Below are 11,002 nucleotides of genomic sequence, written 5' to 3'. Positions count from 1 at the left end.
GGCAAGCCCGCTCGCCACGGTAAGCCCGCTGCCGCAGACGACCGCTCCCACATTTGGATCGATGTAGATCGGAAGTACCTGCGACATGCCCCGCTACAAAACCCACACGCTTTTCACCTCTCAATACGTATAATGCGGACCTTTCAGGGTTGTAAGAAATACGGCATACACTTGTAGCCTTACTTACCCGTAGACCCCGCACTGGCCTGCTGAGCCGGGCCATTCACACAGGTGCCATCCATGGATTTCAACCCGCTCGACCTTATCCTGCATCTCGACGTTTACCTCGACATGCTGGTGAGAAACTACGGAGTGTGGATCTACGCCATTCTGTTCCTGGTTATCTTTTGCGAAACCGGCTTGGTGGTCATGCCATTCCTGCCCGGCGATTCCTTGCTGTTCATCGCTGGCGCTATCGCGGCAGGCGGCGGCATGGACCCGATCCTGTTGGGCGGCTTGCTGATGCTGGCGGCCATCCTGGGTGACAGCACCAACTACGTGATCGGGCGAACAGTGGGAGAGCGCTTGTTCAGCAACCCGAACTCGAAAATCTTCCGCCGCGACTACCTGCAAAAAACCCACGAGTTCTACGACAAGCACGGCGGTAAAACCGTGACCCTGGCGCGCTTCCTGCCGATTCTGCGTACCTTCGCGCCCTTCGTCGCCGGCATCGCCAAAATGCCTTACCCGCGCTTCTTCGGGTTCAGCGTGTTCGGCACCGTGCTGTGGGTCGGCGGCCTGGTGACCCTGGGTTACTTCTTCGGCAATGTGCCGTTCATCAAGAAGAACCTGTCGCTGCTGGTGGTCTTTATCATCCTGCTGTCGCTGATCCCGATGATCATCGGTGTGTTCCGCAGTCGCTTTGGCCGCTCTTCCTCCGAAGCCAAACCGCAGTAACCGGCGATGTGGTCCCTCAGCGCCTGGCGTCGCCGGCGCCTGCTGGCCAAGCACCCGATTGCCGACGACACCTGGCAACGGGTGCGCCACCACCTGAGCTTTCTCGACGGCATCAGCGCCGAGCAAGACCAGTGGCTGCGCGAAGCCTGCGTAGTCTTCCTCGCCGAAAAACACCTCACCGCCCTGCCCGGCGTCGAGCTGCATCAGGAACAGCGCCTGCTGCTTGCCGCCCAGGCGCAATTGCCGTTGATGAACCTGGGCGACCTCGATTGGTACCAGGGCTTCCACGAAATCGTGCTGTACCCCGACGACTTCGTCAGCCCGCAACGCCATCGCGACGCCAGCGGCGTGGAGCATGAGTGGGACGGCGAACACAGCGGCGAAGCCTGGCAGCAAGGCCCGGTGATTCTCGCCTGGCCCGGCGTCCTGGCCAGCGGCCAGTGGGAAGGCTACAACCTGGTGATCCACGAGCTGGCGCACAAACTCGACATGCTCAACGGCGACGCCAACGGCCTGCCGCCGCTGCACCACGACATGCGTGTGCAGGAATGGGCCAGCGTGATGCAAAGCGCCTTTGATGACCTCAATCGCCAGTTGGACGCCCACCCGGACGCAGACACCGAGATCGACCCCTACGCCGCCGAAAACCCGGCGGAGTTCTTTGCCGTCACCAGCGAATATTTTTTCAGCGCCCCGGATTTACTGGTCAGCACTTATCCACAGGTGTACGCGCAACTGAGCCGCTTTTATCGCCAGGATCCCCTGGCCCGCCTGCATCAACTGCAGGCCAGCGATGCGCGCTATCAGACGGAACGCCACGCGCCGTACGACGTCTGACGCATGGCATCAGCGTCAGAATATGCCTATAATCGCCGCCACTTTTAGGCCAATCCGGCCATGTTCCATGGCCAACTACGGGGGCAACGCCCAATGAGCTACAGCAAGATTCCGGCTGGCAAAGACCTGCCGAACGACATCTACGTCGCCATCGAAATTCCGGCCAACCACGCGCCGATCAAATACGAAATCGACAAAGACAGCGACTGCCTGTTCGTTGACCGTTTCATGGCCACCCCAATGTTTTACCCGGCCAACTACGGTTTCATCCCCAACACCCTGGCTGACGACGGTGACCCCCTCGACGTGCTGGTCGTAACCCCTTACCCGGTTACCCCAGGCTCGGTTATCCGCGCGCGCCCAGTCGGCATCCTGAACATGACCGACGACGGCGGCGGCGATGCCAAAGTTATCGCGGTACCCCACGACAAGCTGTCCCAGCTGTACGTGGACGTGAAGGAATACACCGACCTGCCGCCACTGCTGCTGGAACAGATCAAGCACTTCTTCGAGAACTACAAAGACCTCGAAAAAGGCAAATGGGTGAAGATCGACGGTTGGGGCAACGCAGACGCCGCCCGCGCCGAGATCATGAAGTCGGTGGCTGCCTACAAAGGCTGATACCCGCTCCTCATTGCCTCGGCAATCAAAAAAGCCCCGACTATTCGGGGCTTTTTTTGTGGGAAAAATTAAACTCCAAGTGCAATGTTTAATGCGCCATGTTTAACAGCATTAAGACACTGACATATCGACCTACAACTAAGTAAATCCCTACACGCGCAATTCAACGCATAGTTTATTTGATGTCTTTTTTCGGCCAGTAAACTCTGCGTTTATGAATACATCAGGTGATCGACTAAAAGCGTTATTACGGGAAGTTCATCTTTCCGCCTCCGACTTCGCCAAGAACCGCGGCGTCACGCCTCAACACGTGAACAACTGGTTCAAACGCGGCGTGCCCATGGGCCGACTCAACGAGATCGCAGAACTGCTTTGCGTCTCCAGCCGTTGGCTGCGCACCGGCGAAGGCCTCAAACACCCACCGGCAAACTTCCTGCTGGAAGGCCCCGGTACCACCAAAGGACTGCCTACCCGCGAAGACAGCGGCAAGTACCTCACCGGCCCCACCCGCCTCCCGGAAAAAATCGACGTGGAGATTGCCCTCCACCCCACCTTCACCTCCACCGAGCGCATCCGCGTCTCCCTGCACACTCTGGAAACCCTCAACGTAAACCCCGACCGCGCCATAGGCGCCTACATGGTCGACAACAGCATGATCGACATCATCCAGCAAGGCGCCACCCTCGCCATCGACCGTGGCCGCAGCCAAATCACCGACGGCGAAATCTACGCCGTCGAACACGACGGCATGCTGCGCATCAAATACCTCTACAACCGCCCCGGCGGCGGCCTACGCATGCGTAGCCACAACGCCAGCGAACACCCGGACGAATACCTCACCCACGAGCAGCGCTTTGAACAGAACTTTCAGATCGTGGGCTGGGTGTTCTGGTGGTCCACCCTCAACAACCGCCGACCGGTGCCGCTGGACGAACACCTGCTGGGTTGGGAAGGCTCTAAATCGGACCCGGAGGTAGGCATTTGAAGTGAATGTGGGTATCATCCGCCGCACATTTGGCAGGGGGTGGCTTTGCGCTATCCATCCTGCCTGGCGATGCGGAGGAGTTCCCGCGGATGCCCCTACTATTCAGCCCGACGTGATGTGGGCTGAGCGATTTGAAGGCTGGTGAGGTTTGTCAAAAACAAGCTGAGGCAGTCCCCGAGAAGCCGGCCACAAGCCGGCTTTTTAATTTCCGCCGTTCCGGTGATGTCCAACAGTTACTGAGTGCCAATTTTGTGCTCACTCAATAAATGGCTGAAGTCTCTTTGCAGCGTTGCCAAGCGGACCTCAAGCTCTCTCTGAGTTTTCGTCAAATCTGAAAGCGATTTTTTATGTGCCTGCCGAGCTATGATGTACCTTGAGACATTCAAGCTATAACTATTGCTCTCCAGCTCATCAGCCGTTACGAATCTGGAAACGCCGTCTACTTCTATGAGTTTTTTGTACTTTTCAAGAGTCGAGCTAAACGGAAGACCTAGAGAAGAGGCTAGACCAGTATTAACATGTCGCTCTGCTTCGGCCGAGTCGATTAATAAAATTGGACTTTTAGGTAATCGCGACTTTCGCAAAACCAAGATCGCTGTCGGAATCATCGTATTTTTTAGCGCCCCGCCAGGCAAAGCAATTACCGCCTCAACTATTCCGGACTGTATAATTTTTTCTCTGATTACCCCCTCAATCCCACCCCGAAAAAGCACACCATTGGAAACAAGCACGGCAGCACGGCCCTCTGGCTTAAGTGACTTTATGATCATTTGCAGAAAGGCGAAGTCGGCGTTATTTTGAGGGGGGATTCCAAAATCAAAATATGAGTCACTTACACGTCTTCCATAGCTCTCAGTAGCAAGTGAAAAGGGAGGGTTAGCAAGTATTATATCGTAGGCAGAAACTTCTAAATCTTGAAGAGAATCTGATATGCGAATATCACTACCGAAAATATCATGAACAATACAATTTATTTTTGCGATTCGCGCCGCTGATAAATTTATTTCTCTCCCATAAGTTTTAAGTTTTGAGTCAGCATCAATATTCGACGCTTTAATATTGGCTGAAACTAAAAATCCACCAGAGCCGCAAACCGGATCGTATATAATTTCTCCGCCTCTAGGCTCAACGATTTCCACCATCATTTCTACAAGATCACGTGGAGTATAAGCCTCGCTGGCCCTCCTTCCTTGCATCTCTGAAAAAAATTGAATTATCGCTTCAAAGGTGTCGCCACAGTAGAGCTCACTATCTGAAACCACACCATATAATGATATACACGCGCGCCTAAAGGCAGCAGAATTTATTTCCCTTCCGCGCGTTATTAAATGCTCGATAGTTTCGCTTAGGCCCAGAGCATCATCATAAAGTTCATCAACGTGTGTTGCAGCTTTCAGAAGCTTAGAAAAAAAAACCTCGTCACCTAGCGTTTGGACCAACTCCGAAACAAACAAACTGTCTTGCTTTAGCAATTCGCGCCGATGAATTAGAATAAATAAAACAAAAAAAACACTAACAAAAAAATCCTTATACTCTTGACTATCCAGATTTGTACTTGAACGAAGCTCCGCTATTATCGCAGCGATAGATATTTGAACATTATTATTCACAAATCTTCTCTCAAAAGTTCAGCACAAAAGACATCAAGAAGTTCCTCGCCATTTTCAATTAACAAATTGAGAATCTGTTTTTGGGATACCCAGTTCTTATAAGCCTCCGCTATTTTTATTTGGATATTTGGAACTGGCATAGGTACAGGAAGACTTGACAGCTCCTTTAGACCTATGTTAGCCACGACACTACCAGCCTTGAGGCGCGATATTTGTGATCGGCCTTCGACAGAATTAAGATACCAGCATATGTAAGCCGGATTAACGTCTGTTCTTGGGGCGCTTAAAATCGCTACTTGATTCGTGGTTATAATAGATGGCACATCAGGCAATGTAAGAAGGCTCGCTTCTATCCTATTCCCTCGGAGGGGGATCAGAATATCACCAGATTTTAGTATGTTTTTTGCTTTACCCGACTCTACCGCTGCAAACGGAAGAGCAGCAAAGTCAACGCCTTCTTCGCGGATATCTTTAATTTGAACGACTCTATATCCATCGCTCCGATTTTCATCTTCAGCCTTGCCTCTAAAGGTATGACCTGCACGGACTGCCATCACGTCGGATAGCTTTTCAATTTTCAATGGCGCCTACCTACTTTCAGAGGCTGTTCAAAATTAGAGTTTACCCTAATGTACGTTGAGGAGTCCGCACCGCTACTTGGCATCGTGTGCTCATAATAGAAGCTAAAATTCTGAAAACACAACCAAGGTAAAATCACTGCATAAAGCTTCATTTTTTTCATAGTAGCCTCCGAACGTCACAAGCAGTACGAAACGTACTGCCCTAGTGATACCACTGTAGGCATACTCCACGCCCATGTCAACAGTATATGTCGTACTGCAAATTATTTTCCCTAAACACATTCGCACGCTCTACACCTAGCTATGGTTTTTACACGCGAACGGGCGTGGACACACCATTCCTTGTGGTGAACTCCGCTTCAGTTAGAGCCATCCCTCACAAAGTTTCGACGCTTGGTCGAGAATCATCTGCGCTGCATCCTCAGCCTTATCCGGCGGATACTTGTATTTACGCAAAATCCGCCGCACCAGGATTCGTAGCTTAGCCCTAACACTTTCACGGCTACTCCAGTCGACACTCACATTGGCCCGCAGACTGGCAGTCAGCTCATGGGCGATTTTCGCCAGGATTTCATCGCCCAACTCCCGCACAGAAGCTTCGTTTGTCGCCAAAGCATCGTAAAACGCTAACTCATCATCGTTCAGCCCAAGCACGTCACCACGCTTGCTGGCCTGGGCGAACTTTTTGGCCATTTCAATCAGCTCTTCAATGACCTGCGCCGTTTCGATGGAGCGGTTCTGGTAGCGTTTGATGACGTTGCCCAACAACTCAGAGAATTTCTTCTCTTGAGTCAGGTTAGAGCTGTAACGGCTTTTGATTTCGCCTTCGAGCAATCGCTCCAGAAGCTCCACTGCCAGGTTTCTTTCTGGAAGGTTGCGCACCTCTGCAAGAAACGCGTCATCGAGCAAGCCGATATTAGGTTTTTCAAGGCCCACCGCCTCGAAAATATCAACAACATCGCCAGAGACCACGGCATTGCCGATGATCTGTCGAATGGCTAACTCGCGCTCTTCGTCGGTTTTTTTCTGCTGACTGACTTCGCGTTTGATCAGAATGACTTTAATAGCCTGAAAGAACGCCACCTCTTCGCGAACAGCTTTGGCCTCATCCAGTGTGCAGCACAATGTAAATGCCTTACCCATGGCCAACGCGTTATCGGCAAACCGCTTTTTGCCATCCTCCATTCCCAGAATATGGTTAGCTGCGCCGGCCAGTAGTTTGTGTCCACCCGTGAGAAAGTCACCGTAATCGAAGCCATGTAGTAGGCTGCGCAGAACGTCGAGTTTCTCCTCTAATACCGAATAGGCTTCGTACGCATCCACCGTCGGCCGGCCTTTACCTTTGCTGCCGGTGTACTCCTTCAGCGCGGCTTTCAGTTCGTTGGCAATGCCAATGTAGTCCACCACCAGGCCACCCTGCTTGTCCTTGAAGACACGGTTAACCCGGGCAATGGCCTGCATCAGGTTGTGGCCCTTCATGGGTTTGTCCACGTACAAGGTATGGACGCACGGTGCGTCAAACCCGGTCAGCCACATATCGCGGACAATCACGAGTTTGAGGGGATCCAGTGGGTCTTTGAAACGTTTCTCCAAGCGCTTTTTGACCTGGCCAGAATAGATATGCGGTCGCAGCAAAGCCTTATCCGATGCGCTGCCCGTCATTACGATTTTGATTGCACCTTTCTCAGGATCCTCGTCGTGCCACTCTGGACGCCGGGCGATGATCTCGTTGTATAGGTGCACACAGATCTCGCGACTCATGGCGACCACCATGGCCTTGCCGGGCATCTGCTCCATACTGACCAGACCCAGATTACGCGCCTCAAAGTGCGTGATCAGATCCGACGCAATGCTCCGAATCCGTGGTTCTGCCCCGACGACCTTTTCCAACGCGGCCCAACGGCTTTTCAGTCGCGACTGCTGGTCGTCTTCTTCGTCTTCTGCCAACTCGTCGACCTGATCGTCGATCGTAGGTAGCTCGCTCTCTTTCAGCGACAGTTTGGCCAAGCGCGACTCATAATAGATGGCGACGGTCGCCCCATCTTCAGTGGCCTGCTGCATGTCATAGACGTGAATGTACTCACCAAAAACCGAGCGCGTGTCGCGGTCCTCACCGGATACTGGAGTACCAGTGAAAGCGACAAAAGTGGCGTTCGGCAGCGCATTGCGCAAGTGATGAGCAAAACCAACCTGATAACGCGCTTTGCTCTCAGCAACCTGAAGCCCCGTGGGTACTTTCAGCTCAGCGTTAAAACCATATTGAGTGCGATGAGCCTCATCGGCGATAACAACAATGTTTGGCCGCAAGGACAATACCGGGAAGCTGTCTTCATCGACTCCAGGCATAAACTTCTGGATGGTCGCGAACACGATACCGCCACTAGGACGGTTGGCCAGTTTGGCACGCAAGTCCCCACGCGATTCCACCTGGACGGGTTGCTCACGCAGCAAATCCTGGGACAACGAGAACACCCCGAATAACTGACCATCCAAATCGTTGCGGTCAGTGATCACCACAATGGTTGGGTTTTCCATCGCAGCTTCCTGCATCACCCGAGCAGCAAAACACGTCATGGTGATGCTCTTACCCGAACCTTGCGTATGCCAGACCACCCCGCCCTTATGACTGCCGCCGGGACGCGAGGCTGTCACTACCTGCTGAATGGCTGCGCGAACTGCATGGAATTGGTGATAGCCAGCAATCTTCTTTACCAACCGGCCGTCGTCCTCGAACAACACGAAGTAACGCAAGTAGTCGAGCAACATCTCTGGTACCAGAGCACCGCGTACCAATGTCTCCAGCTCGTTGAATTGCCCCAATGGGTCGAGATCCTGGCCGTCGATGGTCCTCCAATTCATGAAGCGCTCAAGATCAGCCGACAACGACCCCATACGGGCCTCACTACCGTCGGAAATCACCAGGACTTCGTTGTATTGGAACAGGTCCGGAATCTGCTCTTTATAGGTCTGGATTTGATCAAAGGCTTTACCCAGATCAGCCTTCACATCTGCAGGATTTTTCAGTTCGAGCAATACCAACGGTAGCCCGTTAACAAACAAGATGATGTCCGGACGCCGAGTATGTTTCGGCCCCTGGATACTGAACTGATTGACCGCCACCCAGTCATTGGCCTTCACATCCGTCCAATCGATCAGGCGAACGAAGTCGCCTCTTGTCTCTCCGTCTTTTTGATACTGCACGGGTACGCCGCCGACCAGCAGGCGATGGAACAAGCGGTTAGCCGACAACTGCACCGGCAGCCCCAACTCTAGTACCTGCTTCAACGCATCCTCACGCGCAGCAACTGGGACCTCTGGATTGAGCCTCACCATGACACTGCGCAGGCGCTCAGCCAGAACCACCTGGCGATAGCTTTCGCGCTCGGTTTGCTCACCATCATGAGCGATATTCGGCCCATACAAATGGGTATAACCCACCTCTGCCAGCCAGCCGAGGGTATCCTGCTCCAATTGGTCTTCGGTCATTCCAACTCACTTCCTGTGTTCAGATCACCGGCCAATTCGGCCTCAATCTCGGCAATGCTCGGCAGATTTCGGCCCAGGGTTTCGGGCAAGTCGCGCAGCAATTGGTATTCAGCAACTCCTATGGGTTTGTCGATTCCCGACAAAGCGTATTCGGCCACCAAGCGGTTTTGCTGTTTGCATAGCAGCAGGCCGATGGTGGGTTTGTCATCCTCAGCTTTAATCTGCGCATCCACGGCCGCCAGATAGAAATTCAACTGGCCAGCGTGTTCGGGTTTGAAAGCCGTTGCTTTGAGCTCTACCACCACATAACACTTGAGGCGGGTGTGGTAGAACAGCAAATCAATGAAGAACTCATCACCGCCCACATCCAGTCGAAACTGGCGGCCGACGAAAGCAAAGCCTGCGCCTAGCTCCAGCAAGAAACGAGTGATATGACGGATCAGCCCATCTTCAATATCGCGCTCGTGAGCATCGTCGCCCAAGCCGAGAAAGTCGAACAAGTAGGGATCTTTCAGGGTTTCGTGAGCCAACGCCGACTCAGCAGCCGGTAAACGTGCAACAAAGTTAGTGACTGCCGCGCCCTGGCGTTGCTGCAAGCGGTTCTTGATATTCTGCTCCAGCGTGCTGCGTGACCAACCGAGCAAGACAGTTTGCTGCGCGTACCACTCACGCTCGGCAGGGCTGGCCAGCTTGGTCAGCAGGGTCACCACATGGAACCAGGGCAATTGGGCAGCAGGCTGCTGCCCAAATAGAGCATTAGGGCAATGCTGAGCAAAAAACGCCATGTACTTGAGGTTACGGCTGGAAAAACCACGGATATCGGGAAAGGCATCGGAAAGGTCGCGCGCCAATCGCTCAATGACTTTCGCGCCCCAAGCGTTAACCTGCTGACGTTGCCTGATTTCCGCACCGATCCGGTGATACAACTGCACCAACTCTGCGTTGACGGCCAGTGCAGCACGTTGCCGGGATTGAGCAATATCGACTTTAAGCTGAGTCAACCAGTCGGCGTAGCCTTCGGGCAGTGCGGAAATAGTTTCTTTAGTCACTCACTGATCTCCCACTCCTTGGCCGACACCTCACCAGTCTGGTGAAAACGACGTATACGTCCGATGAACTCGGCGAAGTCAGTATTCTCTTCAGTCAGTCGATTGCACATATCCCAGTCGACTTCACTGCGTTCGCGAGCAGGAATCAAAATTTGGCTTTCCGCGGGATTCTGTACGTCTAGCTGTATCACACCAATGCCATGGGCTGAAGCGAGCATACGTAATTCTTTGAGCGTGCCGTCACCCTCAACGGTGCCCGCTACCAAGTAGCCGAAATGCGCCCAGGAGGAGTTGGATACTGCCTGGAAAAAGCTCTTACGGGCGTTCGAACGATTGAGCAGCAGTTTGACTTCGAAGGACCATAGCCGGGCACGACGTTCGCCTAGTACACGAACGCAGTCACGCAGGCCTAGCGTCCAGTCAGCTGTCAGATTTTCCAAACCTACCAAATCGGGATGCAGCCATTCGTTGCCACCGCTGCCAGCACGGTTAGACGAACGTTTTTCGTTGATCCGCATGGCGTATACCCGCTGATCGTCCGTCAGCAGGTATTCGGCCAGCAATGGGTAAAGTGCGTGTTCACGCAACGGCGATGGCTCAGGTAGGTCTGACGTGGCGAGGGCTACCCCTTCAGCCGCCGCCACCTCAGAGTTGGCGTCCATTTCCGACCAGTAATAATGACGAGGCCGGCCTTCGGTCGTTTTCAACTGAGGATGCATCTGCTGCCAGCGAGGGCGTGAACCAGAAATCTCTGCTACCAGTTGCTGTACCAAATCACTGTCAGTCTGGATGTAGCCGGCACTACCTGCTTTTTTGACCGCACATTCGGCGGGGAACTGCTCGAAGATCCATTGAGCAAGTTCACGGGCAGTTTGCTGGGTGTCTGACAGGCTTTGTAGGCGGTCGATCACCCGCTGGCGAAGGTTCAGAGCCATA

9 protein-coding genes are annotated in these 11,002 nt (G+C 53.4%); 4 read left to right on the top strand and 5 right to left on the bottom strand.

Annotation, left to right across the window (positions count from 1 at the left end; genetic code table 11):
* Positions 1-240: 240 nt before the first annotated feature.
* The 4 genes from AACV02_RS19800 (at position 241) to AACV02_RS19785 (ending at position 3,340) form a co-directional block, all read left to right on the top strand.
* The gene (locus AACV02_RS19800) at positions 241-897 is read left to right on the top strand and encodes a DedA family protein (protein WP_106579396.1); all 657 of its coding nucleotides are present in this window, start codon (positions 241-243) and stop codon (positions 895-897) included.
* A gap of 6 nt (positions 898-903) precedes the next feature.
* Positions 904-1,734 carry a M90 family metallopeptidase gene (locus tag AACV02_RS19795; RefSeq protein ID WP_119741450.1) on the top strand — a complete coding sequence of 277 codons (831 nt, stop codon included), beginning with the start codon at positions 904-906 and terminating at the stop codon, positions 1,732-1,734.
* Between the two features lie 93 nt (positions 1,735-1,827).
* Positions 1,828-2,355: an inorganic diphosphatase gene (gene ppa / locus AACV02_RS19790; protein ID WP_003176323.1), complete on the top strand. Its 528-nt coding sequence runs from the start codon at positions 1,828-1,830 to the stop codon at positions 2,353-2,355.
* 214 nt (positions 2,356-2,569) lie between these two features.
* Positions 2,570-3,340 (top strand): LexA family transcriptional regulator, encoded by a 771-nt coding sequence (locus AACV02_RS19785; protein WP_119741448.1) that lies wholly within the window; start codon positions 2,570-2,572, stop codon positions 3,338-3,340.
* Between the two features lie 233 nt (positions 3,341-3,573).
* On the opposite strand, the gene AACV02_RS19780 is transcribed toward AACV02_RS19785, so the two are convergent.
* The 5 genes from AACV02_RS19780 to AACV02_RS19760 all read right to left on the bottom strand — a co-directional run bounded on the left by AACV02_RS19780 (position 3,574) and on the right by AACV02_RS19760 (position 11,001).
* Positions 3,574-4,950, bottom strand: coding sequence for an HsdM family class I SAM-dependent methyltransferase (locus AACV02_RS19780; RefSeq protein ID WP_119741446.1), 1,377 nt, complete (start codon positions 4,948-4,950; stop codon positions 3,574-3,576).
* Complete coding sequence (locus AACV02_RS19775; RefSeq protein WP_157986855.1) at positions 4,947-5,531, bottom strand: restriction endonuclease subunit S; 585 nt, start codon at positions 5,529-5,531, stop codon at positions 4,947-4,949. Before AACV02_RS19775 ends, AACV02_RS19780 begins: the two co-directional genes overlap by 4 nt.
* A gap of 363 nt (positions 5,532-5,894) precedes the next feature.
* Positions 5,895-9,017, bottom strand: coding sequence for a type I restriction endonuclease subunit R (locus AACV02_RS19770; protein ID WP_119741442.1), 3,123 nt, complete (start codon positions 9,015-9,017; stop codon positions 5,895-5,897).
* Positions 9,014-10,066, bottom strand: coding sequence for a PDDEXK nuclease domain-containing protein (locus tag AACV02_RS19765; protein WP_119741439.1), 1,053 nt, complete (start codon positions 10,064-10,066; stop codon positions 9,014-9,016). The genes AACV02_RS19770 and AACV02_RS19765 overlap by 4 nt, the downstream gene beginning before the upstream one ends.
* Complete coding sequence (locus AACV02_RS19760; RefSeq protein ID WP_119741437.1) at positions 10,063-11,001, bottom strand: COG2958 family protein; 939 nt, start codon at positions 10,999-11,001, stop codon at positions 10,063-10,065. Before AACV02_RS19760 ends, AACV02_RS19765 begins: the two co-directional genes overlap by 4 nt.
* Position 11,002: the final 1 nt, after the last annotated feature.

Origin of the sequence: Pseudomonas sp. Larv2_ips (assembly GCF_963879675.1) — a bacterium.
Lineage (GTDB): Bacteria > Pseudomonadota > Gammaproteobacteria > Pseudomonadales > Pseudomonadaceae > Aquipseudomonas.
This window is presented reverse-complemented; position numbering and strand designations above follow the sequence as displayed.

What these genes read in the sequence shown, in the direction of transcription:
- AACV02_RS19795 (WP_119741450.1), top strand. Translation starts at nt 904, where the DNA reads ATGTGGTCCCTCAGCGCCTGGCGTCGCCGGCGCCTGCTGGCCAAGCAC.
- AACV02_RS19770 (WP_119741442.1), bottom strand. Translation starts at nt 9,017, where the DNA reads ATGACCGAAGACCAATTGGAGCAGGATACCCTCGGCTGGCTGGCAGAG.
- AACV02_RS19800 (WP_106579396.1), top strand. Translation starts at nt 241, where the DNA reads ATGGATTTCAACCCGCTCGACCTTATCCTGCATCTCGACGTTTACCTC.
- ppa (WP_003176323.1), top strand. Translation starts at nt 1,828, where the DNA reads ATGAGCTACAGCAAGATTCCGGCTGGCAAAGACCTGCCGAACGACATC.
- AACV02_RS19760 (WP_119741437.1), bottom strand. Translation starts at nt 11,001, where the DNA reads ATGGCTCTGAACCTTCGCCAGCGGGTGATCGACCGCCTACAAAGCCTG.
- AACV02_RS19785 (WP_119741448.1), top strand. Translation starts at nt 2,570, where the DNA reads ATGAATACATCAGGTGATCGACTAAAAGCGTTATTACGGGAAGTTCAT.